This window comes from Pedococcus bigeumensis (assembly GCF_039531795.1).
Taxonomy (GTDB): domain Bacteria; phylum Actinomycetota; class Actinomycetes; order Actinomycetales; family Dermatophilaceae; genus Pedococcus; species Pedococcus bigeumensis.
This window is the reverse complement of record NZ_BAAAQS010000001.1, coordinates 1,846,264-1,871,941: the sequence shown is the minus strand read 5'-3', so window position 1 is coordinate 1,871,941 and position 25,678 is coordinate 1,846,264. Positions and strand designations below refer to the sequence as shown.

Annotated in this window: 24 protein-coding genes; 21 read left to right on the top strand and 3 right to left on the bottom strand. The window is 72.4% G+C overall.

The genetic code is table 11. The features are described from left to right. Window positions 1–10 precede the first annotated feature (10 nt). The gene (locus ABD262_RS08890; protein ID WP_344134211.1) at window positions 11–517 is read right to left on the bottom strand and encodes a hypothetical protein; all 507 of its coding nucleotides are present in this window, start codon (window positions 515–517) and stop codon (window positions 11–13) included. Between the two features lie 217 nt (window positions 518–734). On the opposite strand from ABD262_RS08890, the gene ABD262_RS08885 reads away from it, so the two are divergent. The 12 genes from ABD262_RS08885 to ABD262_RS08830 all read left to right on the top strand — a co-directional run bounded on the left by ABD262_RS08885 (window position 735) and on the right by ABD262_RS08830 (window position 14,841). Beyond that, window positions 735–2,174: an HNH endonuclease signature motif containing protein gene (locus tag ABD262_RS08885; protein WP_344134208.1), complete on the top strand. Its 1,440-nt coding sequence runs from the start codon at window positions 735–737 to the stop codon at window positions 2,172–2,174. A 391-nt stretch (window positions 2,175–2,565) separates the two neighbouring features. Continuing rightward, window positions 2,566–3,903, top strand: a complete 1,338-nt coding sequence (gene glnA, locus ABD262_RS08880; protein ID WP_344134205.1) for a type I glutamate--ammonia ligase — start codon at window positions 2,566–2,568, stop codon at window positions 3,901–3,903. A 64-nt stretch (window positions 3,904–3,967) separates the two neighbouring features. Next, window positions 3,968–6,997 (top strand): bifunctional [glutamine synthetase] adenylyltransferase/[glutamine synthetase]-adenylyl-L-tyrosine phosphorylase, encoded by a 3,030-nt coding sequence (locus tag ABD262_RS08875; RefSeq protein ID WP_344134202.1) that lies wholly within the window; start codon window positions 3,968–3,970, stop codon window positions 6,995–6,997. 18 nt (window positions 6,998–7,015) lie between these two features. Next, complete coding sequence (locus ABD262_RS08870; RefSeq protein ID WP_344134200.1) at window positions 7,016–8,479, top strand: MFS transporter; 1,464 nt, start codon at window positions 7,016–7,018, stop codon at window positions 8,477–8,479. Window positions 8,480–8,522: 43 nt separating this feature from the next. Beyond that, window positions 8,523–9,869, top strand: a complete 1,347-nt coding sequence (gene hisD / locus ABD262_RS08865; RefSeq protein WP_344134197.1) for a histidinol dehydrogenase — start codon at window positions 8,523–8,525, stop codon at window positions 9,867–9,869. Window positions 9,870–9,876: 7 nt separating this feature from the next. Further along, window positions 9,877–11,013 carry a histidinol-phosphate transaminase gene (locus ABD262_RS08860; RefSeq protein WP_344134194.1) on the top strand — a complete coding sequence of 379 codons (1,137 nt, stop codon included), beginning with the start codon at window positions 9,877–9,879 and terminating at the stop codon, window positions 11,011–11,013. A 41-nt stretch (window positions 11,014–11,054) separates the two neighbouring features. Continuing rightward, window positions 11,055–11,687, top strand: coding sequence for an imidazoleglycerol-phosphate dehydratase HisB (gene hisB / locus ABD262_RS08855; protein ID WP_344134624.1), 633 nt, complete (start codon window positions 11,055–11,057; stop codon window positions 11,685–11,687). Further along, window positions 11,684–12,310: a hypothetical protein gene (locus ABD262_RS08850; protein ID WP_344134191.1), complete on the top strand. Its 627-nt coding sequence runs from the start codon at window positions 11,684–11,686 to the stop codon at window positions 12,308–12,310. Before hisB ends, ABD262_RS08850 begins: the two co-directional genes overlap by 4 nt. Further along, a complete protein-coding gene (hisH, locus tag ABD262_RS08845; RefSeq protein ID WP_344134188.1) occupies window positions 12,307–12,945 on the top strand; it encodes an imidazole glycerol phosphate synthase subunit HisH in 639 nt (212 codons plus the stop codon). Before ABD262_RS08850 ends, hisH begins: the two co-directional genes overlap by 4 nt. Continuing rightward, window positions 12,942–13,370: a hypothetical protein gene (locus ABD262_RS08840; RefSeq protein WP_344134185.1), complete on the top strand. Its 429-nt coding sequence runs from the start codon at window positions 12,942–12,944 to the stop codon at window positions 13,368–13,370. The genes hisH and ABD262_RS08840 overlap by 4 nt, the downstream gene beginning before the upstream one ends. Then, complete coding sequence (gene priA, locus ABD262_RS08835; RefSeq protein WP_344134182.1) at window positions 13,367–14,101, top strand: bifunctional 1-(5-phosphoribosyl)-5-((5-phosphoribosylamino)methylideneamino)imidazole-4-carboxamide isomerase/phosphoribosylanthranilate isomerase PriA; 735 nt, start codon at window positions 13,367–13,369, stop codon at window positions 14,099–14,101. The genes ABD262_RS08840 and priA overlap by 4 nt, the downstream gene beginning before the upstream one ends. Continuing rightward, window positions 14,098–14,841, top strand: coding sequence for an SseB family protein (locus ABD262_RS08830; protein WP_344134179.1), 744 nt, complete (start codon window positions 14,098–14,100; stop codon window positions 14,839–14,841). Before priA ends, ABD262_RS08830 begins: the two co-directional genes overlap by 4 nt. 15 nt (window positions 14,842–14,856) lie before the next feature. Here the strand turns inward: ABD262_RS08830 and ABD262_RS08825 are convergent, their stop codons facing one another. Further along, the gene (locus ABD262_RS08825; RefSeq protein ID WP_344134176.1) at window positions 14,857–15,189 is read right to left on the bottom strand and encodes a DUF952 domain-containing protein; all 333 of its coding nucleotides are present in this window, start codon (window positions 15,187–15,189) and stop codon (window positions 14,857–14,859) included. Window positions 15,190–15,406: 217 nt separating this feature from the next. On the opposite strand from ABD262_RS08825, the gene ABD262_RS08820 reads away from it, so the two are divergent. Beyond that, a complete protein-coding gene (locus tag ABD262_RS08820) occupies window positions 15,407–16,639 on the top strand; it encodes an MFS transporter (RefSeq protein WP_344134173.1) in 1,233 nt (410 codons plus the stop codon). A gap of 51 nt (window positions 16,640–16,690) precedes the next feature. On the opposite strand, the gene ABD262_RS08815 is transcribed toward ABD262_RS08820, so the two are convergent. Next, entirely contained in the window at window positions 16,691–16,999 is a 309-nt protein-coding gene (locus tag ABD262_RS08815; RefSeq protein WP_344134621.1) for a DUF1844 domain-containing protein, read from the bottom strand. A 445-nt stretch (window positions 17,000–17,444) separates the two neighbouring features. Between ABD262_RS08815 and infC the strand changes: the two genes are divergently transcribed. The 8 genes from infC to ABD262_RS08775 all read left to right on the top strand — a co-directional run bounded on the left by infC (window position 17,445) and on the right by ABD262_RS08775 (window position 25,663). Continuing rightward, on the top strand, window positions 17,445–18,155 hold the full coding sequence (gene infC / locus ABD262_RS08810; protein WP_344134170.1) for a translation initiation factor IF-3: 711 nt from the start codon (window positions 17,445–17,447) through the stop codon (window positions 18,153–18,155). Window positions 18,156–18,248: 93 nt separating this feature from the next. Next, window positions 18,249–18,443 carry a 50S ribosomal protein L35 gene (gene rpmI, locus ABD262_RS08805; protein ID WP_091783194.1) on the top strand — a complete coding sequence of 65 codons (195 nt, stop codon included), beginning with the start codon at window positions 18,249–18,251 and terminating at the stop codon, window positions 18,441–18,443. A gap of 81 nt (window positions 18,444–18,524) precedes the next feature. Further along, window positions 18,525–18,911: a 50S ribosomal protein L20 gene (gene rplT, locus ABD262_RS08800; RefSeq protein ID WP_344134163.1), complete on the top strand. Its 387-nt coding sequence runs from the start codon at window positions 18,525–18,527 to the stop codon at window positions 18,909–18,911. A gap of 74 nt (window positions 18,912–18,985) precedes the next feature. After that, window positions 18,986–19,777 (top strand): TrmH family RNA methyltransferase, encoded by a 792-nt coding sequence (locus ABD262_RS08795; protein WP_344134160.1) that lies wholly within the window; start codon window positions 18,986–18,988, stop codon window positions 19,775–19,777. Between the two features lie 10 nt (window positions 19,778–19,787). Next, a complete protein-coding gene (locus ABD262_RS08790) occupies window positions 19,788–20,906 on the top strand; it encodes a sensor histidine kinase (protein WP_344134157.1) in 1,119 nt (372 codons plus the stop codon). Between the two features lie 337 nt (window positions 20,907–21,243). After that, window positions 21,244–22,350, top strand: coding sequence for a phenylalanine--tRNA ligase subunit alpha (gene pheS, locus ABD262_RS08785; protein WP_344134154.1), 1,107 nt, complete (start codon window positions 21,244–21,246; stop codon window positions 22,348–22,350). After that, entirely contained in the window at window positions 22,350–24,932 is a 2,583-nt protein-coding gene (pheT, locus tag ABD262_RS08780) for a phenylalanine--tRNA ligase subunit beta (protein ID WP_344134151.1), read from the top strand. The genes pheS and pheT overlap by 1 nt, the downstream gene beginning before the upstream one ends. Next, complete coding sequence (locus tag ABD262_RS08775) at window positions 24,929–25,663, top strand: SDR family NAD(P)-dependent oxidoreductase (RefSeq protein WP_344134148.1); 735 nt, start codon at window positions 24,929–24,931, stop codon at window positions 25,661–25,663. The genes pheT and ABD262_RS08775 overlap by 4 nt, the downstream gene beginning before the upstream one ends. The last annotated feature ends 15 nt before the right edge of the window (window positions 25,664–25,678 follow it).

Sequence of the window (25,678 nt, the reverse complement as noted above, 5' to 3'; positions counted from 1 at the left end):
CGCCCGGCCCTCAAGCGCCTGCGTGCCCTCCGGTGCGTGCCCCTTGCCGAGGGTCCAGCAGCGCCCGCTCGAAGTCCGGGTGGACGCGGGTGAGCAGCAGTGTCCCGTCCTTCGCGAGCTGGACGCCGACCGTGTTGAACCACTCGTTGCCGGCATAGAGAGCCAGGCCGGCGAACGCGGGCAGGAGCAGGATGGCGGAGTTCTGGCGACCTTGGGCAGTGGCGACGATGGCGAGGACGATCCCCGCGACGAAGAGGAGGAAGGCGGCCCGACGGACACTGCGGTGACGTCGCCACACGGACGCCATCATCGGCACCTCGATCGCATATCGCTTGGAGCTGGCCATGCTGGCGACCAGCCAGGGCAGGAACCCGAAGACGATCATGAACCACGACCAGGCGGGGGCCGCGCTGCCTCGAATGGTCAGCACGTCACCCGTCGGGGTGCCTGTCTTGACGCACACTCGCGGCAGCGCGACGACACGGGAGGTGGACTCCGAGATCGGCACGGTTGGCACCGGGCAAGGCTAGGTCCAATGCTGAGCTGCGGCACGGCCCATCGCTACTTCCGGCGGCACCGAGGCACCAGTCACGGTGAGTAATGAGCTGACAATCCCTTTTCGTCCCAACCCTTTTCCCGGTGGTGGGCGTTCGGCGGGGGTAGTCCGCCGCGCCCACCGGTGCTGCCAACCGACGCCGGTTGGGGTGTCAGTACCGGGAGGTACGGTTGGACACATGTTCGAGAGCGTGGCGGCGGTGCAGGTGGCCGATCCGGCCGTGCTTGCTGGTGCGCTCTTCGCCCTGACGGATGACGAGATCGCCGACCTGCCGGTGGGGGTGGCTGAGGCTGTGGTGCTGGCGGCGCAGCGGGTGGTGAGCGCAGTGACGGCCCGGCAGAGTGCGGCGGTGGAGACCGTGGCTCGGCGGTGTGACGAGCGGGCCGAGCTGGACGCGGCTGACGTGTTCGCGGCGGGTGTGGTGGGGGGTGGGCGGCGTCAGGGGTGGTCGGGTCACGCGGTGGCGGCGGGGTCGTTGGCGGCGTTGTTGCACGTGTCGCCGCGGACCATGTCGGCCCGGATCGCCCGGGCCCGTCGGGTGGTGTGTGCGTTGCCGGGTGTGCAGGCGTTGGCGTGGGCGGGTGACCTGGAGCCGTACCGGGTCGACGCGGTGGTGGCCGAGTCGGCGGCTGCGCCGTCGGAGCGGTTGCACGAGTTCGAGGCCCGCGTGCTCGAGGGCGGGATCAGCCAGACCTCGTGTGCGGCGTTGCGGCGCCGGGCCCGGCGCGCGGCTGACCGGTGCGCCCCCGACGACGCGACCCACCGGGCGCGGTTGGCGCGGGCCCGCAGCGATGTGCGGGTGAGGCCGGGGGAGTGCATCGGTATGACTCGGCTGGTGGCCGACCTGCCGACGCCAGTGGCGATGCGCATCTGGGGTGCCGTGGACGGCCTCGCGGGTGAGTACGCCCGGGCTAACCCGGGCCTGCGGATGGGGGCCGCACGGGTCGACGCCCTGAGCGACCTCATCGCAGCACGTGCCACGATCAGCACCACGATCGAGCTGGTCGCTCCGATCGACAGCGGCCACGCCAGCCGGCCAGACCTCGGCGTCTCTGCGGGGTGTCTCGACGAGCCGTCGGACCTCGAGTCGCCCGAGCCGGGCGGCGGGTACGTGGACCCGGGTGGGTGCGAGGAGCTCGACGACGGGGTCCTGCACGACCACGACGGTGACCTGTGGTTCGTGTCCTGCCACACCGAGGTGCCCCTGCTCGGGTCGTTGCTGCCCGCCGACGTGGTCGGGCTGCTGCACGACCCCGACGTCACCCTCCGCCTGGCCCGCAGCGACTCGGTCACCGGCGCGACCCGCTGGCAGGACCCGCGCACCTACCGCCCCGGCGCGCGGACCGCGCGCGCCGTCCGGTCCCGCGACGGCACCTGCCGGTTCCCCGGCTGCGCCACCGCCGCCGGCCGGTGCCAGCTCGACCACGTCATCCGACATCCCGACGGCCCGACCACCGTCACCAACCTGCAAGCCCTGTGCGCGACCCACCACGGGTTCAAGCACCACGCCGGCTGGCAGGTCGAGATGGACGCACTCGGCGTCTGCACCTGGACCGCCCCCGACGGCCGCACCCACACCACCCGACCCCTGGACCGCCACGGCCACCAAGCCGCTTGACGAGTCGAGACCGGCTCGTCAACGGGTGAGCCAGCAGTTCTTGGCCCGGGGTGCACGCCGAAGGCTTCGGCGGTGAGGTCCCACGCCCATAGCGCGTCGTAGCATCCTGCCCATGGGGGATGCGGGGAAGCCCGGGCGCGCGTGGTGGGTGGCGTGGATGTGGATTCTGAGCGGGGTCCTGCTGACTTCCTCGGCGATCGCGTACGGCTTGGCGGCTGCGACTGAAGGCGTTGGCGGCTTGTACGTGGCCCTCGCGGTGACATGGGGTGCGTGCGGCGTCGTGAACCTCGGCATCGGTCTGCGACAGCGTCGCCGCGCCACCGACTGAGACCTCATACTCCCCGCGTGGCACGTAACGCCGGGGAAACACAACTAGGGCAAGATCCGACACATGGATCGTCAGCAGGAGTTCGTCCTTCGCACCATCGAGGAGCGCGACATCCGCTTCGTGCGGTTGTGGTTCACCGACGTGCTCGGGACCCTCAAGTCCGTAGCCGTCGCCCCCGCCGAGCTGGAGGGGGCCTTCGCCGAGGGCATCGGCTTCGACGGCTCGGCCATCGAGGGCTTCGCCCGCGTCTACGAGGCGGACATGCTGGCCAAGCCCGACCCGGCGACGTTCCAGGTGCTCCCGTGGCGCGGCGAGAACCCGGGCACCGCCCGCATGTTCTGCGACATCACGCTGCCCGACGGTTCACCGAGCCACGCCGACCCGCGCCACGTCCTCCAGCGGGCGCTGGGTCGCGCCAGCGACCTGGGCTTCACCTTCTACACCCACCCCGAGATCGAGTTCTACCTCCTCAAGGCCGGCTTCAAGCCGGGGGAGAGCCCGGAGCCGGTCGACCAGGCGGGCTACTTCGACCACGTGCCGCACGGCACCGGCCACGACTTCCGGCGCGCTGCGATCACGATGCTGGAGTCGATGGGGATCTCGGTGGAGTTCAGCCACCACGAGGGCGGCCCCGGCCAGAACGAGATCGACCTGCGCTACGCCGACGCGCTGTCGACGGCCGACAACATCATGACCTTCCGCACCGTCATCAAGGAGGTCGCCCTCGAGCAGGGGATCTTCGCCTCCTTCATGCCCAAGCCGTTCGCCGAGCACCCCGGCTCCGGCATGCACACCCACATGTCGCTGTTCGACGGCGACAGCAACGCCTTCTACGAGGCCGGCGCCCCCTACCAGCTGAGCAAGGTCGGCCGGCAGTTCATCGCCGGCCTGCTGCGACATGGCGCGGAGATCACCGCCGTGACGAACCAGTGGGTCAACTCCTACAAGCGTCTCTGGGGTGGCGGCGAGGCGCCGGCCCACCTGACCTGGGGTCACAACAACCGGTCGGCGATGGTTCGTGTCCCGATGTACAAGCCCGCCAAGGGTCAGAGCAGTCGGGTCGAGGTCCGCACCCTCGACGCCGCGTGCAACCCCTACCTCGCCTTCGCGCTCATGCTCTCCGCCGGCCTCAAGGGCATCGAGGAGGACTACGACCTGCCTGCCGAGACCGAGGACGACGTGTGGGGCCTGACCACGTCGGAGCGCCAGGCGATGGGCATCGAGCCGCTGCCGACGTCGCTCTACGAGGCCATCCGTGTGATGGAGAAGAGCGAGCTCGTCGCCGACACCCTGGGCGAGCACGTGTTCGACTTCTTCCTGCGCAACAAGCGTGCCGAGTGGGACGACTACCGCGGCGAGATCACCCGGTTCGAGCTCGAGCGCTACCTGCCGGGGCTCTGACGCGCTCACAGAGGCACCGACACCGCCGCGGGACCCTCCGCGGGCCAGCAACTAGGCTGACCCGGTGACCTCCGGCCGCCTTGTCTCGCAGACGGCCACGTTGGCCCGGCTGGGGTTCGCCGACCCGCCGCGTGCCGTGCAGCTGCTCGCAGACCCGGCGCTGGCTGGTCTCGTCGACCCGCTCGACGACCTCTTCAGCGACGGCCTCCCCGACGCCCTCGGCGTCGTGGCCGACCCCGATCTCGCCCTCCTCAGCCTGGTCCGGCTGATGGAGTCACTGCGCGCCTCCGCCCCGCGTCGCCGCGACGACGAGTCCGGGGTCGGCGCGCAGGTCGCCGGACTGGTGGCGGCCCTGCGCCACCGCGGCCCGGCCCGCGACCGGCTGCTGGCGGTACTGGGCGCGTCGACCGCGCTCGGCGACCACCTCGTCGCCCACCCGGAGCATTGGAGCAGCGTGGCGCAGGCCCGCCCCCTGACTCCCACCGAGCGCGTCGAGGAGCTCGTGGCTGCAGTGAGCGCGCCCGGCAGCCACACGGCATACGACGCGCTGCGGATCGGCTATCGACGGCAGCTGTTGGCGATCGCGGCCCTCGACCTCACCTCGGGGGAGCCCGAGCGAGCCCTGCCCGAGGCGGCGGCGGCGCTCGCCGACCTGGCCGAGGCGGCGCTCGAGGCCGCGCTCGTGATCGCCCGTGCCGAGCTGGGGGAGCAGGCCGAGCTGTGCGACTTCGCTGTCATCGGCATGGGCAAGACCGGGGGCCGCGAGCTCAACTACGTCAGCGACGTCGACGTCATCTTCGTGGCCGAGCCGAGGGAGGGCGTCGACGAGGCCAGCGCGATCGCGGCGGCCACGGGACTGGCGACCCACCTCATGCGAGCCTGCTCGACCAGCACCGGTCAGGGCACCTTGTGGCCGGTCGACGCGGCCCTGCGCCCCGAGGGCAAGAACGGCCCGCTGGTGCGCACCATCGACAGCCACCGCGCCTACTACGAGCGCTGGGCCAAGACCTGGGAGTTCCAGGCCCTGCTCAAGGCCCGCCCCGTGGCCGGCGACCGTGAGCTCGGCGCGGCCTACATCGCCGCCGTCAACCCGCTCGTCTGGCAGGCGGCCTCACGCGACAACTTCGTCGAGGACGTCCAGGCCATGCGTCGCCGCGTGGAGCAGCACGTGCCGGCCGGGGAGGCCGCCCGGCAGCTCAAGCTGGGGCCGGGTGGGCTGCGCGACGTCGAGTTCAGCGTCCAGCTGCTCCAGCTCGTGCACGGGCGCTCGGACGACTCGTTGCGCTCGGGCACCACCTTGGAGGCCCTCGACGCCCTGGCGCGGGGCGGCTACGTGGGGCGCGACGACGCAGCCACCCTCGACGCGTCCTACCGGCTGCTGCGGACCCTCGAGCACCGCATCCAGCTCTTCCGGCTCCGGCGCACCCACCTCATGCCGACCGCCGACAGCGACCTGCGCCGCCTCGGACGGGCGCTCGGGCACCGCTCCGACGCCGCCAAGGCGGTCACCACCCAGTGGCAGCAGCAGGCCCGCGAGGTCCGGCGGATCCACGAGCGGCTCTTCTACCGGCCGCTGCTGGCCGCCGTGGCCCGGCTCAGCTCGAGCGACGCGCGGCTGGCTCCCGAGGCAGCCAAGGAGCGCCTGGCCGCCCTCGGCTTCCGTGACCCGGCGGGCGCCATGCGCCACCTCGAGGTACTGACCGCCGGGGTCAGCCGCCGCGCGGCCATCCAGCGCACGCTGCTCCCCGTCATGCTCGGCTGGTTCGCCGACGAGGCCGACCCCGACGGTGGGCTGCTCGCGTTCCGCAAGGTGAGCGAGGAGCTCGGCTCGACGCACTGGTACCTGCGCCTGCTGCGCGACGAGGGGTCGGCGGCGGAGCGGCTGGCGCACACCCTCGCCCGCAGCCGGTATGCCGCGGACCTCCTCGTCGGCGCCCCTGAGTCGGTCGCGATCCTTGGCGACGCCGGTGGCCTCACCCCGATCCCGCGCGACGACCTCGTCCGCCGGATGCGGGCCGCCGCCGGACGGCAGTCCGACCCCGACAAGGCGGTGCGGGCGGCGCGCAGCATCCGGCGCCAGGAGCTCTTCCGCATCGCCGTGGCCGACCTGTCTGGCGCCCTCGACCTGAACGGCGTGGGGGCGGCGCTCACCGACCTGACGGCCGCCCTCGTCGAGACCGCGCTGCAGGTCGCGATCCAGGTCGTCGAGTCCACGCGTGGGCCGCTGGTCACCGACCTCCTGGTGGTCGGGATGGGCCGGCTCGGCGGCGGTGAGATGGCCTACGGCTCCGACGCCGACGTGCTCTTCGTGCACGACCCCCACCAGGGTGCGAACGAGGCGGCAGCGCAGGAACAGGCCCTCGAGACGGTCCAGGAGCTGCGTCGCCTGCTCTCCGCAGCGGGTCCCGACCCGCAGCTGGGGCTGGACGCCGACCTGCGACCCGAGGGCAAGAGCGGACCCCTCGTCCGCAGCCTCGGCAGCTACCGCGCCTACTACGAGCGCTGGTCGCTCACCTGGGAGTCCCAGGCGTTGCTGCGCGCGGCGCCCCTGGCCGGTGACCAGGAGCTGGGACAGCGGTTCGTCGAGCTGATCGACCCGCTGCGCTGGCCCGAGGGAGGGCTCACCGAGCCCCAGGTCCGGGAGATCAGGACGCTGAAGGCGCGCATGGAGGCGGAGCGGTTGCCGCGCGGCGCCGACCCGAAGAGCCACTTCAAGCTCGGCCGCGGGGGACTGTCCGACGTCGAGTGGACCGTCCAGCTCATCCAGATGAGACACGCCCACGCGGTCCCGGCGCTGCGGACGACGAGCACCCTCCCGGCCCTGGCGGCTGCGGAGGAAGCCGGCCTGATCGAGAAGGAGCACGCCGCCGCCCTGCGTGACGCGTGGTCGTTCGCCTCCCGCCTGCGCAACGCCTCGGTGCTCTACCGCGGCCGGCCGGTGGAGAGCGTGCCGTCGGACCTGCGGGTGGCCGATGGCGTGAGCCGCATCCTCGGCGGGGAACCCGGTGGTGGGGCAGATCTTGCCGAGACGTACCGGCGGGCGGCCCGACATGCGCGTACCGTGACAGAGTTCAACTTTTACGGTTCCGCCTAGGAAGGTACGGTCGGGCGCATGGCCACCGGCAGGGACGACTCCGTCGCGGTGCCCTCGTTCGCCGAGGTGCTCCGCACACCGGTCTTCCTGCCTGTCTTCGCCGTCGCGACGCTGTCCACCTGGGGCGACTACATCGCCCGCATCACGGTCGCGGCAGTCGTGTTCAGCTGGACCGGGTCGGCGCTCGCGACGGCGGCGACCTTCGCCGTCTCGCTGGTGCCGAGCGTCCTGGGCCGGGCCCTGCTCTCGCCGATCTGCGACCGGATCCCGCCGCGGATCTGCCTGATCGGCAGTCACCTCATCCGGGCGCTCCTGGTCGGCGCGCTCATCGTCGTGGTGGCCACGACCCAGTCCCTCGTGCTGGTCTTGGCACTGGTGGGGGTGATCGAGTTCGTCGGTGGCCCCGCCATCACGGCGAGCCAGATGCTGCTCACGGACATCTTCCCCGACCGACGTCTCTACACCCGCGCCTTCGGGCTGAGCACCCTTGCGGCGCAAGTGAACCAAGCCATCGGGCTGGCCATGGGCGGCGCTGTCGTGAGCCTGATGGGCGACACCAAGGCGCTGCTGGTCGACCTGCTCACGTTCGTCGTCGGGGCGGCGATCCTCACCTTGGTGAAGCCGCCCAAGTCCGTCGTCACCCCAGACGACGCACCACTGCTCAACATGCTCGCCGACCTGCGCCAGGGGTGGCACCAGATCCGCGCCAGCCGGGTCCTGCTGTCCATGTTGGGCCTGTCGCTCGCGAGCGCGCTGGCCATCGCCGCCCCGGAGGCGGTGGCGCTGCCCTACGCCGCCCAGCACAGCACCTCGTCGACCTGGGGTGGCCTGCTGATGGCCGCGCCGATCCTCGGTGCCGTCGTCGGCCTGCTGCTCATCGGTCGGCTGCCGGCCGAGCAACAGTCCTCCCTGGTCCTGCGCCTGGCCCTGCTGACCCCGCTCCCACTCCTCGCGACGATCTTCGAGCCGCCACTGCAGCTGGTGTGGGCCGCCTGGTTCGTCTGCGGGGCGCTCCAGTGCTACATGCTGCCGCTGCAGGCGGCCTTCACCCTGCTCGTCCCGACGGCCATGCGCGGCCGAGTGTTCGGGCTGGCCGGCGCACTCTCCGTCGGCGTCACCGGGGCCTGCTTCCTGTTCGCCGGCTGGATCTCCGAACGCACCACCCCGGCAGCCTCGGTCGGCATCTGTGCGGTCGTCACCCTGGGCATTCTCGTGCTGCTCGCCGCGCGGTGGCCCAAGGACGAGCTGGCCGGCAGCCTCGAGGCGACCTTCACCACCAGCGAGGAGTCAGTCGCGCGCGTCGCGCCCGCGACGCCGGTCGCGCCGGCCGCACCCGGGGCGCCCTCGGCCATCGAGCAGGGTGCACCCGTCCAGGTCGCCTTCGTGCCCGGCCCTGACGTGGTCGAGGCGGCTGCGTCACAGCCCGCGGCGCAGACCGTGCCCGACTCCGGACTCCACGGTGAGCGTGAGACCGGGGGCTGAGACCGCCCCGGGACGCGCCAGGCGCCCCACCTAGACTTGGCGCATGCTCTCCACGATCGACCTGCGCGGACGGCAGCTGGGCGTCCGCGAGCTGCGTCACCTCCTGCCGCGTGCCGAGTTCGACGTCGCCGCGGCCGTCGAGACGGTCCGGCCGATCTGCGAGGACGTCCGTCATCGGGGGGCGACCGCGCTCTACGAGCTGGGGGAGCGGTTCGACGGCGTCCGGCCGCCCAGCCTGCGGGTGCCCTCCGAGGTGCTTCGCGCCGCCCTCGCCGACCTCGACCCACAGGTGCGGGCCGCGCTCGACGAGGCGATCCGGCGGGTGCGCCTGGTGCACGAGGACCAGCGACGCTCCACCACGACCACCACCGTCGTGCCGGGTGGCGTGGTCAGCGAACGCTGGGTGCCGGTCGACCGGGTGGGTCTCTACGTCCCCGGTGGTCGCGCGGTCTACCCCTCCAGCGTCGTCATGAACGTCGTCCCCGCCCAGATCGCGGGCGTCGGCTCGCTGGCCGTGGCCAGCCCGCCCCAGCGCGACAACTCGGGGGTCTTCACCGGCTACCCGCACCCGACGGTCCTCGCCGCCTGCGCGCTGCTCGGCGTCGACGAGGTGTATGCCGTCGGCGGCGCCCAGGCCGTGGCCGCCTTCGCCTTCGGCTTCGAGGACGCGTCCGACACCAGTGCTGCGCCGGTCGTGTGCGAGCCGGTCAGCCTGGTCACCGGACCGGGGAATATCTACGTCGCCGCGGCCAAGCGCTACCTCAAGGGCGTCATCGGCATCGACTCCGAGGCCGGCCCGACCGAGATCGCGATCCTCGCCGACGACACCGCGGTGCCCGCCCACGTGTCGGCCGACCTGGTGTCGCAGGCCGAGCACGACCCCCAGGCCGCTTCGGTGCTCGTGACCGACTCGGTGCGGCTGGCCGACGCCGTGCGCGCCGACCTCGAGGACCGCGTCGCCGCCACGAAGCACTCCGAGCGGGTCCGCGAGGCGCTCACCGGCCCGCAGTCGGGCATCGTGCTGGTCGACGACCTCGACACGGGACTAGCGGTCGTCAACGCCTACGCCGCCGAACACCTCGAGCTGCAGGTCGCCGACGCCTCGGCGGTCAGCGAGCGGGTGCGCAACGCCGGGGCGATCTTCGTCGGCCCGCACTCGCCGGTGAGCCTGGGCGACTACGTCGCCGGGTCCAACCACGTCCTCCCCACCGGCGGCTGCGCCTGCCACAGCAGCGGGCTGTCCGTGCAGTCGTTCCTGCGGGGCGTGCACGTCGTCACCTACTCCGAGGCGGCGCTGGAGGAGGTGGCCCACCACGTGGTCACCCTCGCGCAGGCCGAGGACCTCCCGGCCCACGGCGAGGCGGTCCAGGTCCGGTTCGGGCAGGGCTGACGCCACCATGACCCAGACCTCCGACGACGGTGGCATCACCGCGCTGCTCCGCGACGACCTGCGTGGTGAGAAGCCTTACGGCGCACCGCAGCTCGATGTGCCGGTCCGGCTCAACACCAACGAGAGCTCCTACCCGGTCCCGCCGTCCGTCGTGGCCGAGATCACCGCTGCGGTGGCTGCCGTCGCGCCCGACCTGAACCGCTACCCCGACCGGGAGTTCACCGAGCTGCGGACTGCCCTCGCGGCCTACCTGTCCTCGTCGGGCACCCACGTCGACCCGGCACAGGTGTGGGCCGGCAACGGCTCCAACGAGGTGCTCCAGCACGTGGTGCTCGCGTTCGGTGGTCCGGGACGCACGGCGCTCGGGTTCACCCCCGCCTACTCCATGCACCCGATCATCAGCGGCTCGGTCGGCAGCACGTGGGTCGACGGTCTGCGCGGAGCGGGCGGCACGCCCTTCGACCTGACCGTCGAGTCGGCGGTTGCCCAGGTGCGCGCCCACGACCCGCACATCGTGTTCCTGTGCTCGCCGAACAACCCCACCGGCACCGCCCTGGGGCTCGACGTCGTCGAGGCCGTGTATGCCGCGGCGGAGCGTGCCGTCGTCGTCGTCGACGAGGCCTACGAGGAGTTCGCCCGCCCGGGGACGCCCAGCGCCCTCACCCTCCTGGAGGGTCGCCCGAGGCTCGTCGTGACGCGGACGATGAGCAAGGCCTTCGCGTTCGCCGGCGGCCGGCTCGGCTACCTCGCCGCCGACCCGGCACTGGTCGACGCCCTCCGGCTCGTGCGGCTGCCCTACCACCTGTCAGCGCCCACCCAGGCGATCGCACTGGCGGCCCTGCGGCACGCGCCCGAGATGCTGGCGACCGTCGAGGTCATCAAGGAGCAGCGCGACCGGATCGTCGTGGAGCTCGCCGAGCTCGGCCTCGCCCCGGTCGCCAGTGACGCCAACTTCGTCCTCTTCGGTGGGCTCGCCGACGCCGCGCAGACGTGGCGGGCGCTGCTCGACCGGGGAGTACTGGTCCGCGACGTGGGGATACCCCACTATCTTCGTGTCACGGCCGGGACCCCGGCCGAGACCGGTGCGTTCCTCGCCGCCATGGCGCAGGTCGCCCGACCTGAGCAGGACAGGAGCGCGCCGTGACGCAGGAGAACGGGACGCAGGAGAACGGCACGCAGCAGGCAGTGACCCCCGACCCCGACCCCGGGACCGGTGACCGCACCGTCGCGGTGAGCCGCTCGACCTCGGAGTCCAGCGTCGAGCTCGAGCTCAACCTCGACGGCACCGGTCGGTCCGACATCTCCACCGGCGTCCCGTTCTACGACCACATGCTCGCCTCGCTCGCCAAGCACTCGCTCATCGACCTGCGGGTCAGGGCCACCGGTGACGTGCACGTCGACGCCCACCACACCGTCGAGGACGTGGCCATCGTGCTCGGCGACGCCCTGCGTGAGGCGCTGGGCGACAAGCGGGGCATCTCCCGCTTCGGCGACGCCACCGTCCCGCTCGACGAGGCCCTCGTGCACGCCGTCGTCGACGTGGCCGGGCGCCCCTACGTCGTCCACACCGGTGAGCCCGAGGGCCAGGCGTACGTCGTGATCGGCGGCACCTACGTCGGTTCCCTCACCCGCCACGTCTGGGAGTCCTTCGCCGGCCGGGCCGGGATCGCCCTGCACGTGCGGGTGCTCTCCGGGCGCGACCCCCACCACATCGTCGAGGCCCAGTTCAAGGCGGTGGCACGCGCCCTGCGCGCTGCGGTCGCCCGCGACCCCCGGGTCAGCGGCATACCCAGCGCGAAGGGCAGCCTCTCCACGTGAGCGTCCCGTGGCAGCCCGCGCAGGAGGCGCGCGGACTGCTCCTGGTCAGCGGCGAGACCGGCCCGGTGTCGACGTGGGTGCGCCGGGGGTTGGTGGCCTGCCAGGTCATCCCGCTCAGGCCGTGGACCGCCGTCGTGCCCACCGAGTCGTCGTCCCGGGCCGAGCCGCCCTACGACGGCGCGGTCACGGTGCTCGCGGCGCGACCCGTGCCCCGTCGCCTGCGCAGTGCGCTCGGGTTCTTCACCATCGACGGCCGCGCCGTCGTGACGGTGCAGGGTCCCGGCTGGCGCAGCGCCGTCCGGTGGCTGGTCTGGGAGCCCGGCGCCGGGCCCGTCCGGGCGCCCGGTCTCGAGCTGGCCCGCCCCGCCGACCTCCTCGCGGCCGCGGGGCGCAGTGGCGACCCACGCGCCGTCGCCGACGTGGTGGGGAGCCGCGACGGGCGGGCCGACGTGATCCTCACCGACCTGCTGTCGGTGCTGGGTCTCCCGGGGTCCGACCTGGTCGGCCCGAAGGTCGGGTTGCGTGGCCAGGTCGTGGCGCCGACCGCACAGTCGGTGGCCCGGTTCGACGCCCGGATGGCCGAACAGGCACGTCATCGTTCAGAGCTGGAGGAGAACTCATGAGCCGGGTGGTCGTCTTCGACTACGGCAGCGGCAACGTCCACTCGGCGGTGCGCGCCCTCGAGCACGTCGGCGCAGAGGTCGAGCTGACGGGTGACCGGGCCACGGCGCTCGGCGCAGACGGGTTGTTCGTGCCCGGCGTCGGCAACTTCCACGCCTGCATGGCCGGCCTGCGCGCGGCGAACGGCCCCGCCGTGATCGACCTGCGGCTCTCGGGTGGTCGCCCCGTGCTGGGCGTCTGCGTGGGGATGCAGGTGCTGTTCGACGGTTCCGACGAGCCGAGCGGCTCCCCCCAGGAAGGACTGGGGGAGTGGCCGGGGTCGGTGTCGCGCCTCCACGCGGAGGTGGTGCCCCACATGGGCTGGTCCGACGTCGACGTCGCCGCCGGCTCCGTCCTCTTTGCGGGCGTCGAGTCCGAGCGCTTCTACTTCGTCCACTCGTATGCCGTTCAGGCCTGGACGCTGGAGGAGCCCACCGGCGCGTTCGCCGCCGTGGCGCCGAAGGTGACCTGGGCCGAGCACGGTGGCCGGTTCGTGGCCGCCGTCGAGAACGGACCCCTCAGCGCGACCCAGTTCCACCCCGAGAAGTCCGGGGACGCCGGGCTGTCCCTGCTGGAGAACTGGGTGCGGTCGCTGTGAGTGCCACGCGGAAGTCCACCAACGCAGCACGGACCGCCAGGAAGGCCACCGCCCGCAAGGCCACGACGCGCAGGAAGACGACGGCGCGCAGGTCCGCCAGCTCGACGCGACGCCGGCGCACGACCTCCACCACCCGTCGTCGGACCCGGCCGAAGGTCGCGACGACGGTCGGAGCCGCGCTCGGGACCCTCATCGTGACCCTGCTGCTCGACGCCTCGTGGCCGGTGCGGATCGGGCTGGTGCTGCTGGCCCTCGTGCTGGTGGGTGGCTACCTCTACCTCCAGGGCCGCCGGCACGCCGCGGCCGAGGTGCCGGGGCCCGACCAGGCACCGCAGGTCGAGCCCACCCCGCCCGCCACATCCCCATCGACATCACCATCCCCATCGCTGCCGAACAACCCACCGACCACCGAGGACACCCCATGAGCGCCCCCCGGCTCGAGCTCCTGCCCGCCGTCGACGTCCAGGGCGGTCGCGCCGTCCAGCTCGTCCAAGGCGTGGCAGGGAGCGGCGGCGAGTTCGGCGACCCGTGGGAGGCCGCGCTCGCGTGGCAGGAGCAGGGCGCGGAGTGGCTGCACCTCGTCGACCTGGACGCTGCGTTCGGGCGGGGCTCCAACCGCGACCTGCTGGCCGACATCGTGGGCCGGCTGGACATCCGCGTGGAGATGAGCGGCGGGATCCGCGACGCCGAGTCCCTCGCCGCCGCACTGGCCACCGGGTGCCGCCGGGTCAACCTCGGCACGGCAGCCCTCGAGGACCCGGAGTGGACGGCCCGCGCGATCGCCGAGCACGGCGACCGGGTCGCGGTCGGGCTCGACGTGCGAGGCACCACGCTCGCCGCGCGCGGCTGGACCCAGGACGGCGGCGACCTGTGGGAGACCCTCGACCGGCTCGACCGGGAGGGCTGCGCCCGCTACGTCGTCACCGACGTCAACAAGGACGGCATGCTCAAGGGCCCGAACCTCGACCTGCTCCGCGACGTCTGCGCGCGGACCGACCGACCGGTGGTGGCCTCGGGTGGCGTCTCGACGCTCGAGGACATCGCGGCGATCCGGGGGCTGGTGCCGCAGGGGGTCGAGGGGGCGATCGTCGGGTCGGCGCTCTACCGCGGGGCGTTCACCCTCCCCGACGCGCTCGACGTGGCGGGCCGCCCGTGAGCGACCACGGTCCGCACGACTCGGCGGGCACCCCGTTCGGCGGCAGGCAGCTCACCGGTAGTGGCTTCGACGACGACACGGGTGCAGCCGACCCGGCACTGGCGAGCGCGCTCGCCGACCCCGCGGACGAGGTCGCGCTGATGGCCGCGCTCGGCGCCGCCCGGCTGCTCGTGCCCATCGTCGCCGAGCCGGTCGCCGTCGACCGGTCCGGCACAGGCGGGGTGGACGGGTTGGCCGTGGAGAAGCAGACCGACATGGCCGCCGTGACCCTGGTGGCACCCGACGGCACCCGCGCACTGCCCGTCTTCTCGTCGATGGCCGCCATCGCAGCCTGGGACCCCGAGGCGCGGCCGGTGCCCGTCACCGCGGCGCGTGCCGGCCAGGCGGCCGTCAGCGAGCGCTGCGACGTGATGGTGGTCGACGTCGCGGGGCCCGCCACGGTCGCCCTGCGACCCAGCATGGTGTGGGCGCTGGCCCAGCAGCGTGCGTGGCTGCCGGCCCACGAGGACGACACCGTCCGGCGCTCGGTGGCCGCGGCGGTCCGTGAGCAGGACGCCGTCCTGTCCCACGAGATCGGCCCGGGTGCTCCCGGCGAGGGCGTCCTGCGGATCTCCCTGACCCTGCGGCCCGGTCTGGATGCGGCCGCGGTCCAGGCCGTGGCCACCGCGGTGGGGGAGCGACTGGCCACCGACGGCGAGATCCGGGCCCGCATCGACGGGCTGGCCTTCGCCATCTCCTAGGAGGTCCGGCGGTACCTACCGGCCGTGGGGCGCCGGCAGCTCGGTGACGCGCACGACCGCGTCGACCGGCAGGGCGGCATACAGGTGGGGGTAGGTCTCGCCGGTCTGCGGGTTGCCGACCTCGATGACGGGGGGCTCGGCGAGCCCGGCCTCGTCGATCTCGAGCAGCAGCAGCGGTCCGGCGAGGTCGCCGTAGAAGCTCCGGCGCACCACGGGCCACTGCGCGTCCGACGAGCAGTGGATGAAGCCCTCCTCCTCCAGCGTGCGGCCACGGGTGGACTGCGTGTAGGAGCCCGCGGCGACAGCGGCCTCCCAGTGCCTGGGCTCGGCCAGGTGGTAGATCGTCACGCCGACGAACCTACCGTCGCCCCGCGAGGGCCCGGTGTCCTCTGACAGGAGCCGGTGTCCTCTGACAGGAGCCGGTGTCCTCTGACAGGAGCCGGTGTCCTCTGACAGGAGCCGGTGTCCTCTGACAGGAGCCGGTGTCCTCTGACAGGAGCCGGTGTCCTCTGACAGGAGCAAAAGTCGTTTGGCCGGTGTCGGTGGCTGGTGCGACAGTAGGGAGGTGCTGCTCGCCAACGCCCGTTACCGTCGCGTCCTCGCCAGTGCCGCCCTGCGGCGGGCGCTGGTGCTGGGCTTCCTGGTGCGCATGCCGATCTTCGCCGGTGGCGTGGTGCTGACCCTCCACGTCGTCAGCCACCTCGGTCGCCCGTATGCCGCCGCGGGGCTCGTGTCGGCCGCGGCGACGGTCGCCATCGCGATCAGTGGCCCCTGGCGCGGCAAGCTGCTCGACCGTCGCGGCCTGCGTCGCGTCGTCGTCCCGTCGATCGTCGTGGCCGCGGTCTGCTGGTCGATCGCCCCGTTCGTCTCCTACTGGTGGCTGCTGGCACTGGCGGCGCTCGCGGGGCTGTTCGTGATCCCGTCGTTCTCGATCATCCGGCAGGCCGTCATCGCCGCCGTCGACGAGGACGACCGCCGCACCGCGATCTCGCTCGACTCGGTCGCGGTCGAGCTGTCCTTCATGGTGGGTCCGGCGGCCGGGGTCTGGGCCGCCACCGTCTGGCCCACCCAGTGGGTCCTGTTCGCCATCGAGATGCTGGGCGTGCTGGCCGGGGTGCTGCTGTGGTTCGCCAACCCGGTGCTGCACGACGAGGCCGAGGCGCCGGTGGACGACGAGGGGGTCGCCGCCGAGGTGCCACGCGTCCTGCGGGCCGAGTGGTTCCGGGCCCGCTTCGTGGTCGTCTGCCTCGCCGCAGCCGCCACGACCCTGGTCCTCGGCGGCACCGACATCGCCATCGTGGCCGCGTTGCGCGACTTCGACGCCCAGCCCTCCATCGGGTGGGTCCTGGCCGTGTGGGGCTTCGGCTCCCTGCTGGGCGGCCTCGTCTACGGCGGGCTGCACAAGTCGGTGTCCGCCTTCTGGCTGCTCGGTGGGCTGGCGCTGGTGAGTGCGCCGATGGCCCTCGCCCACGGCGTCGCGTCGCTGGCGGTCCTGTCGTTCGTCGCCGGCCTCTTCTGCGCCCCGACGATCACGGCGACCGTCGACCAGGTCAGCCGCGTCGTGCCCGGCGCTGCCCGGGGCGAGGCGATGGGCTGGCACGGGTCCTTCATGACCGGAGGCATGGCGCTGGGTGCGCCGCTGGCCGGGTTCGCCATCGACCACCAGGGCTGGCAGGCGGGCTTCCTCGGGGTCGCGGCTGCCGGGCTGCTGGTTGCCCTCGTGGGCGCTGCAGCCACCTCGGGGCGCGCCAGCGAGCGGCGGGCGGCCTCCCGGCTTCGTGCCACCGCCGACGCCTGAGCGGTCACCTCCCGGGGGACGACCGCGCGACCCCGACCCGCGCGGGAACGCTCAGACGACGGAGCCGGTGAGCTTCTCGCCGGGGCCCTGTCCGGGTGGGTCCTGGATCACCGAGGCCTCGCGGAACGCCAGCTGCAGCGACTTCAGCCCGTCGCGCAGGGGTGCTGCGTGCTGGCTGCCGAGATCGGGCGCGCTGGCCGTCACCAGACCCGCGAGCGCCGAGATCAGCCGTCGCGCCTCGTCGAGGTCGAGGTGGTCGGCCGCGTCGGGGCCCTCGGCGAGCCCGCACTTGACGGCGGCGGCACTCATCAGGTGGATGGCGGCGGTGGTGATGACCTCGACCGCCGGCACCTCCGCGATGTCCCGGGTCGCCTGCTCGGTGGTCCGCTCGGTGCTCGGCTGAGTGCTGTGCTCAGGCGCGTGCTCGTGACCTGCGACGACACCGCCGACGACGTCGTGGTCGGCGGCGGGGACGGGATTGGGAGATTCGGTGCTCACGCTGGTAGCCTTTCAGATCGACCGGCCGTGTCCATCGTCGGGTGACCTGAGAGGGTCGCCCAGCAGCGGGCCCGGTGTGCAAGAGAAGCAGCACCTGCTTCCACCCGCGTCAACCTCACGGTTGCCGGGTCCACGGGGTCACCGAGGCGTAGGCCGCGGGCGCGAGCCACGCGGCATACCTCCCTCGGGGGCCAGTGACGGACAGGTGAGGCTTCCCGCGCAACGGCGACGGGGAGCCTTTCTTCGTTGCCGCGGCCACTGGTGACGTCAGCAGGCGTGGGACCTCACCAGCAGAACCGTCCCGGTAGTGAACTTCCGACAGAGGAGCACCAACATCAGCGAACCTCGCATCAACGACCGCATTCGGGTACCCGAGGTGCGGTTGGTTGGCCCCAATGGAGAACAGGTCGGCATCGTGCGCGTCGAAGACGCACTGCGTCTGGCCGCCGAAGCTGACCTCGACCTCGTCGAGGTCGCCCCGATGGCCAAGCCTCCGGTCGCCAAGCTCATGGACTTCGGCAAGTTCAAGTACGAAGCGGCACTGAAGGCTCGCGAAGCGCGCAAGAACCAGGTCAACACGGTCATCAAGGAGATCAAGCTCCGCCCGAAGATCGACCCGCACGACTACGGCACCAAGAAGGGCCACGTCGAGCGGTTCCTCAAGGGCGGCGACAAGGTCAAGGTGACGATCATGTTCCGCGGACGCGAGCAGTCGCGTCCCGAGCTGGGGTTCCGACTCCTGCAGCGCCTCGCCGAGGACGTGCTGGAGCTGGGCACCGTGGAGTCCGCCCCGAAGCAGGACGGCCGCAACATGATCATGGTCCTGGCCCCGACGAAGAAGAAGTCCGAGGCGATGGCAGAGCAGCGCCGCGCCCGGACCTCGTCCGAGCCGGCCGCCGGTGCTGAGCAGTCCGCCGCGCCGGAGCAGGTCGAGGCGCAGGCCACGGAGCAGAGCCCCGCGCAGACCACCCCCGAAGCAGCCCCTGCGGCAGCGGAGGCACCGGCCGAACAGGCCTGAGCACCACCCGCACGACCCGAACAGACGCACGAACCACCGAACAGTCGGTCGCCTCACGAGGCGAGCGCATCGACAGCAAGGAGATCGGCAGCCATGCCGAAGATGAAGACGCACTCCGGTGCCAAGAAGCGGTTCCGGATCACCGGCAAGGGCAAGGTCATGCGCGAGCAGACCAACGGCCGCCACTACCTCGAGCACAAGTCCTCGAAGTACACCCGCTCGATCGCGAACGACGTCGAGGTGTCCAAGCCGGACGCCAAGAAGGTCAAGAAGCTTCTCGGCCGCTGAGCCGAGCCCACCCCCACCAGCACAGCCGGGCTCAGCAACAGCAGTTCCGGACGCTAGACCAACACAGCAAGGAGAACTCACGTGGCACGCGTGAAGCGGGCAGTCAATGCCCAGAAGAAGCGTCGGGTCGTCCTCGAGCGCGCCAGCGGTTACCGCGGCCAGCGTTCGCGGCTCTACCGCAAGGCCAAGGAACAGGTCACCCACTCCCTCGGGTACGCCTACCGTGACCGTCGCGCCCGCAAGGGTGACTTCCGTCGCCTGTGGATCCAGCGCATCAACGCCGGGGCCCGCGCGAACGGCATGACCTACAACCGGTTCATCCAGGGCCTCAAGGCCGCGGAGATCGAGGTCGACCGTCGCATGCTGGCCGAGCTCGCCGTCAGCGACGAGACCGCCTTCAGCGCCCTCGTCGAGATCGCCCGCGCGAACGTGCCGGCGACCACGGAGACCGCGGCCGCGTCGGCCTGATCGACCAAAGCACCGCCGAGCGCCGGGACATGCCCCCGCCGACCCACCGCCAGCCACCCCTGTCCAGCAGGTCTGTGATGACCAACCCAGGGGCGGAGCGCGTGAAGTCGGTGCGGGCGCTGTCCCGGCGTTCCGTGCGTCTGCGGACGGGGCGGTTCCTCGTCGAGGGCCCGCAGTCCGTGCGCGAGGCGGTGGTCCACCACCCCGAGCAGGTGGTCGACCTCTACGTCACCGCCACGGCGTGGTCCCGGCACGCCGACATCGTCGAGGCGGCGACCGAGGCCGGCCTCTATCTGCACGAGGTCAGCGACGAGGTGCTCGCGGCGATGTGCGACACGCCCACACCGCAAGGGCTGGGGGCGGTCTGCACCACGACCACCGCCACGCTCGACGAGGTGCTCGCCGCCGACCCTCGGCTCCTGGTGCTGCTCACCAACGTGCGAGACCCGGGCAACGCGGGCACGGTCATCCGCGGTGCCGATGCGGCCGGTGCCGACGCGGTGCTCGTGAGCGACGCGTCGGTCGACGTGCACTCGCCCAAGGTGGTGCGGTCCACTGCGGGCTCGCTGTTCCACCTGCCGCTGGTGACCGGCCTGGCGATCGAGGAGACCGTGGCCCGGCTCCGAGCCGCCGGCACCAGGGTGCTCGCGGCCGACGGAGCCGGCGCGGTCCTGCTTCCCGACGTCGACCTGACGCCACCCCACGCGTGGGTGATGGGCAACGAGGCGTGGGGCCTGGCGCCCGAGGTGCGTGACCTGTGCGATGAGGTCGTCCGCGTCCCGATCTACGGCAAGGCCGAGTCGCTCAACCTCGCGATGGCCGCCACGGTGTGCCTCTACGCGTCTGCAGCAGCACACAACCGTTAAGGTCGGCGGCATGGACTTCGTGCCGGGCAAGCTGATGGACAACGAGTCCGCCGGTGTTGCCGCCGAGCTGATCCCGGACGGCCTGGTCGCGGCGGACGGCGACGGCCGGATCCTGTTCGTCAACACCCGTGCGACCCGCATCCTCGCGCGTCCGCGGGAGGAGCTCGTCGGCGCAGACATCCGCGAGGCTGTCGACCTCCAGGACAGCGACGGCACGTCGTGGTGGACGGTCACGAACCCGTGGGGTGGGCTGCGGATCCGCACCGGCCACCGCGAGAAGCTGCTGATGCTCCGCCACAACGGTCGTGAGGTGCTGGTCACCGCCAAGTACCTGCGGCCCGGACGCAACCAGCCGGTCAACCGGGTCAACATCCTCATGCGCGACGCGTTGTACCGCCGGCGGGCCGAGGCCGAGAACGCCGCGGTCATCTCGACCGTCGCCCACGAGCTGCGTTCTCCACTCACGTCGGTCAAGGGGTTCTCGTCCACACTGCTGCGCCGCTGGGACCGGTTCACCGACGACCAGAAGCGGCTGATGCTCGAGACCATCGAGGCCGACGCCGACCGGGTCACCCGGCTGATCACCGAGCTGCTGGACGTCTCGCGCATCGACTCCGGCCGACTGCAGATCCGTCCCCTCCCGATCGACGTGACGGCCGTCTTCAACCGCCACGTCGAGCGAGCCGTGGCGCAGGGCCTTGACCGCGACCGCTTCGCGATCGAGGTCTCCGACGAGCTGCCCGAGGTCTGGGCCGATCCCGACCGCCTCGACCAGATCCTGTCCAACCTCATCGAGAACGCCTTCCGGCACGGCGACGGAGTGGTCACCCTCGGGGCCCAGCGCTCCTCCCTCGACGGGCAGGCCGCCCTCGAGGCCAAGGGCCACCATGCCGTCGGTGTCGACCTGCTGGTCGCCGACGAGGGCAAGGGCATCTCCTCGGACCACCGCCACCTCGTCTTCAGCCGGTTCTGGCACGGCTCCGGCCGGGGGAGCACCGGACTCGGGCTCTACGTCGTCAAGGGACTCGTCGAGGCGCACGGTGGCCGGGTCCAGGTGGAGGACGGCGAGAAGGGCGGCGCGCGGTTCCGGATCAGCCTGCCGTCCGAGCCGCCCGACTACCTCGCCTGAGCCGCCACCGGAGCCGCCCACCGGAGCCGCCACCGAAGCCGCCCACCGGGTGGAACCGGGTTGCGCCGGTCGCGCAGCGCCCGGCACAGTGGTCGCGTGAGCTACCCCCTGCAGCGATTTACCGTGCCTTCGGGCGCGGTCGCACCGCTGCACTGAGGGCCACCCGGCGACGCCGCCACGCGCGTCACCTCGCCGCACGAGCGGCATACCTCCGCCACCCAGCGCTCGCCCCCGAAGGCTGAACCCGGACCCCGGGACGCAGGAGTGCGGCCCATAGACTTCACGGCGCCCGCCTTCGGTGTGCCGTGCCGACGAGCTGACGAGCAGAGTGGAAGAGATGTCAGGACCCAACAAGCAGTACGACCCCGTCGAGGTCGCCGCGCTCGACCCGGCCGAGGTCGAGAAGGCCGTGGCGCAGGCCCAGCAGGCGATTGCGGCAGCCGGCACCCTCGAGGAGCTCAAGGCCGCCCGGCTGGCCCACCAGGGGGAGCGCAGCCCGCTCGCGCTGGCCAACCGTGAGATCGGCGCCCTGCCGCCGAGTGCGAAGGCCGAGGCCGGCAAGCGGGTGGGCCAGGCGCGGGGACAGGTGTCCCAGGCGCTGGCTGCCCGGCAGGCAGAGCTCGAGGCCGACCGTGACCGGCGCATCCTGGTCGAGGAGACGGTCGACCTCACGGTCCGCGTGCCGCGCCGGCCCCTGGGTGCGCGGCACCCGATCAGCCTGGTCTCCGAGCGGGTCGAGGACATCTTCGTCTCGATGGGCTGGGAGATCGCCGAGGGGCCCGAGGTCGAGTCGGAGTGGCTGACCTTCGACGCCCTCAACATCGCCGCCGACCACCCCGCCCGCCAGGAGCAGGACACCTTCTTCGTCGAGCCGGCCGGCTCCGGCCTGGTCCTGCGCACCCACACCTCCCCGGTGCAGGTGCGCACCATGCTCGACCGCGAGCCGCCCATCTACGTCCTGTGCCCGGGCAAGGTCTTCCGCACCGACGACCTCGACGCCACGCACACCCCGGTGTTCCACCAGTTCGAGGGCCTGGTCGTCGACGAGGGCATCACCATGGCCCACCTCAAGGGCACCCTCGACGCATTCGTCCAGCGGCTGTTCGGCGAGGGCATCGTGACCCGGCTGCGGCCCAACTACTTCCCCTTCACCGAGCCCAGCGCCGAGATCGACTGCCGGTGCTGGATCTGCGGTGGCTCGGGCTCGCTCGACGGCGAGCGCTGCCGCACCTGCGGTGGCACCGGCTGGATCGAGCTGGGTGGCTCCGGCATGGTCAACCAGCGAGTGCTGCGCGCGGTCGGTGTCGACACCGACCGCTACACCGGTTTCGCGTTCGGCCTGGGCATCGAGCGCTCGCTCATGCTGCGCCACAACGTTGCTGACATGCACGACATCGTCGAGGGAGACGTGCGTTTCTCCCAGCAGTTCGGAATGGAGATCTGATGCACGCGCCCGTGTCCTGGCTGCGCGAGCTCGCCGACGTCCCCGCGGACGCCACCGGTGAGGACATCGCCGCCGCCCTCGTGCGGGTCGGCCTCGAGGAGGAAGGGCTGCACGGTGGTGACATCTCCGGGCCGATCGTCGTCGGACGGGTCCTGTCCGTCGAGCCCGAGCCGCAGAAGAACGGCAAGACCATCAACTGGTGCACCGTCGACGTCGGCCAGCACGGCCAGCAGGTCACCGAGGGCAAGCCGCAGGAGATCGTCTGTGGGGCGCACAACTTCGGCGTCGGCGACCTCGTCGTCTGCGTCCTGCCCGGCGGGGTGCTTCCCGGCGGCTTCGAGATCTCGGCACGCAAGACCTACGGTCACGTGTCCAACGGCATGATCTGCAGCCAGGCCGAGCTCGGCCTGGGCGACGACCACTCGGGCATCATCGTGCTGACCGACCTGCTCGGCCCGGAGGCCGCAGCGGGCCTGAAGCCGGGTGACGACGCCATCGCGCTGCTCGACCTGGCCGACGAGGTCGTCGAGGTCAACGTCACGCCCGACCGTGGGTACTGCTTCTCCCTGCGCGGCATCGCGCGCGAGTACGCCCTGTCGACGGGAGCGGCCTTCCACGACCCTGCCGCGGCCCCGGACCTCCTCGTGCCGCAGGCCAACGACCACGGGTATGCCGTGCACCTCACCGACGACGCGCCCATCGCAGGCCGCGTCGGCTGCGACCGCTACGTGGCCAGGGTGGTCCGTGGGGTCGACGTCAGCGCCGCCAGCCCGCGCTGGATGCAGAAGCGGTTGACCCAGGTCGGGATGCGCCCCATCTCGCTGGCCGTCGACGTCACCAACTACGTGATGATGCTGCTCGGCCAGCCACTGCACGCGTTCGACCTCGACACGTTGTCCGGGTCGGTCGGCACACGCCGGGCGCGGGCGGGGGAGAAACTCACCACCCTCGACGACGTCGAGCGGCTCCTCGACCCCGAGGACCTCCTCATCGTCGACGGCGCCGACACCCCACTCGCCATCGCCGGTGTCATGGGCGGTGCCACCTCGGAGGTCACCGGCACGACCACCAACGTGCTCATCGAGGCGGCCCACTTCGACCCGATCACGGTCGCCCGGTCCTCGCGCCGCCACCGGCTCACCACCGAGGCGTCCAAGCGGTTCGAGCGCGGGGTCGACCACGCGGTGACGGCCGCCGCGGCCCAGCTCGCGGTCGACCTGCTGGTCGTCCACGGCGGCGGCACACCCGACGAGGGCGTCACCGACGTCGACCTGCGGGTCGCCGCGGGGCCGTTCGACTTCGACACGACCCTGCCGACCCGCTACATCGGGCTGGAGTACCCGCGGGCCGAGGTCCTCGCGACCCTGCGCGCGATCGGGTGCGAGGTCGTGGAGCCGGTCGGCGCCGAGAGCGGGCCAGCCGGTGCGCCGTCCGAGGGCACCCAGGTGGCGGTGCTCCCGCCGTCCTGGCGACCCGACCTCACCGACGGCCCCGAGCTGGTCGAGGAGGTCGCGCGGGTGCGCGGCTACGACCAGATCCCGTCGGTCCTGCCGCAGCCGAAGGCGGCCGGGCGAGGGCTGACCCACGGCCAGCGGATCCGGCGCGTCATCGCCACGACCCTGGCCCACCAGGGTCTGGTCGAGGTGCTGAGCTACCCGTTCGTCGCGCCCACCCTCTTCGACCGGCTCGGGCTGCCTGCTGCCGACGAACGTCGTGCCGCCATCCGGCTGGTCAACCCGCTGTCCGACGAGGCGCCGCTGATGCGGACGTCGGTGCTGGACACCCTGCTCGACACGCTGCGCCGCAACGTCGCGCGCGGGTCGCGAGACGTCGCGGTCTACGAGATCGGCCTGGTCACCCTCGCCGGCAGCGAGCCGACGAGCGCACCCGTACCCGGCATCGAGCAGCGGCCGGACCACGACACCCTCGCGGCCATCCTCGGTGCCGTGCCCGCACAGCCGCGTCACGCGGCATACGCGGCCGCCGGTGAGCTGGAGCGAGGTGGTCCGTGGGGGCCGGGGCGGCAGGCCGAGGCGGCCGACGCCGTTGCCTGGGCCCTCGCGGTGGGGCGCTCCGTCGGACTCGACCTGGTCGTCAGTGCGACCGACCGGGCGCCCTGGCACCCGGGTCGCTGCGCCCGGCTGGCGCTCGCCGACGGGACGGTGGTGGGTCACGCCGGTGAGCTGCACCCCAAGGTGACCACCGCGCTGGAACTGCCGCCGCGCACCGTGGCGGGCGAGCTCGACGTCGACGTGCTCGTCGCCGCCACCGGCACCCCCATGGACGCGCGCCCCCTGTCGACCTATCCGCCGGCCCACACCGACGTCGCCCTCGTGGTCGACGAGCCGGTGCCGGCGGCCGACGTCGAGGCGGCCCTGCGCGCGGGGGCCGGCGAGAGCCTGGAGTCCGTGGTGCTGTTCGACGTCTACCACGGCGAGCAGGTCGGCGAGGGGCGCAAGTCGCTGGCCTACCGGCTCACCTTCCGCGCGAGCGACCGCACCCTCACCACCGACGAGGTCAGCGCACTGCGCGACCGCGCCGTCCACGAGGCAGCCGCACGCACCGGTGCGAGCCAGCGGTGAGCGCCCCCGTCGCCATCGTGACCGGCGCCTCGCGCGGCATCGGTCACCACCTGTCCGACGCCCTGGAGGACGCCGGGTATGCCGTCGAGCGGGGTTCGCGGGCGGTCGCGCCCGTCACCGACCCGGTGGCCGTCGACCGGTGGGTGGCCGAGGTGATCGGTCGGCACGGCCGGGTCGACCTGCTGGTCAACAACGCCGGCGTGATCGACCGCGAGGTCGGGCTGCTGGACAGTGACCCTGCGCAGTGGTGGGAGACCATCGAGGTCAACCTCCGCGGTCCCTACCTCATGACCCGCGCGGTGCTGCCCCACATGGTGGCAGCCGGGGCCGGGCGCATCGTCAACATCAACTCCGGTGCGGCGTACCGGAACTACGACATCGCCACCGCCTACAACGTGGGCAAGGGTGCGCTGGCGAGGCTGACCGCCGCCACGGGGCTCAACGCCGACCGCGGCGTCCGGGCCTTCGACCTGGCGCCGGGTGTCGTGCGCACCGACATGACCGAGGCGATGGACGCGCACCGGGACCGCACCGAGTGGACCGAGCCGGCCGTGGTGGCCGAGCTGTTGCTGGCCATCGCGGGCGGCGAGCTCGACGAGTGGAACGGACGCATGGTGCGGGCGGGGATCGACACTCCCGGGTCGTTGCGGGCCAGGGCGGCCGAGGGCCTGACCGACTCGGACCGCACCCTCGGTCTGCTGCGCTGGGGGCCGGACGACCCGCTGACCTGACCCTGCCTTCCGGCC

Coding starts and splice junctions, on each gene's coding strand:
- glnA (WP_344134205.1), top strand. CDS start 2,566: ATGGATCGTCAGCAGGAGTTCGTCCTTCGCACCATCGAGGAGCGCGAC.
- rpmI (WP_091783194.1), top strand. CDS start 18,249: ATGCCGAAGATGAAGACGCACTCCGGTGCCAAGAAGCGGTTCCGGATC.
- ABD262_RS08860 (WP_344134194.1), top strand. CDS start 9,877: ATGACCCAGACCTCCGACGACGGTGGCATCACCGCGCTGCTCCGCGAC.
- pheS (WP_344134154.1), top strand. CDS start 21,244: ATGTCAGGACCCAACAAGCAGTACGACCCCGTCGAGGTCGCCGCGCTC.
- ABD262_RS08790 (WP_344134157.1), top strand. CDS start 19,788: ATGGACTTCGTGCCGGGCAAGCTGATGGACAACGAGTCCGCCGGTGTT.
- priA (WP_344134182.1), top strand. CDS start 13,367: ATGAGCGCCCCCCGGCTCGAGCTCCTGCCCGCCGTCGACGTCCAGGGC.
- ABD262_RS08870 (WP_344134200.1), top strand. CDS start 7,016: ATGGCCACCGGCAGGGACGACTCCGTCGCGGTGCCCTCGTTCGCCGAG.
- pheT (WP_344134151.1), top strand. CDS start 22,350: ATGCACGCGCCCGTGTCCTGGCTGCGCGAGCTCGCCGACGTCCCCGCG.
- ABD262_RS08885 (WP_344134208.1), top strand. CDS start 735: ATGTTCGAGAGCGTGGCGGCGGTGCAGGTGGCCGATCCGGCCGTGCTT.
- hisH (WP_344134188.1), top strand. CDS start 12,307: ATGAGCCGGGTGGTCGTCTTCGACTACGGCAGCGGCAACGTCCACTCG.
- hisD (WP_344134197.1), top strand. CDS start 8,523: ATGCTCTCCACGATCGACCTGCGCGGACGGCAGCTGGGCGTCCGCGAG.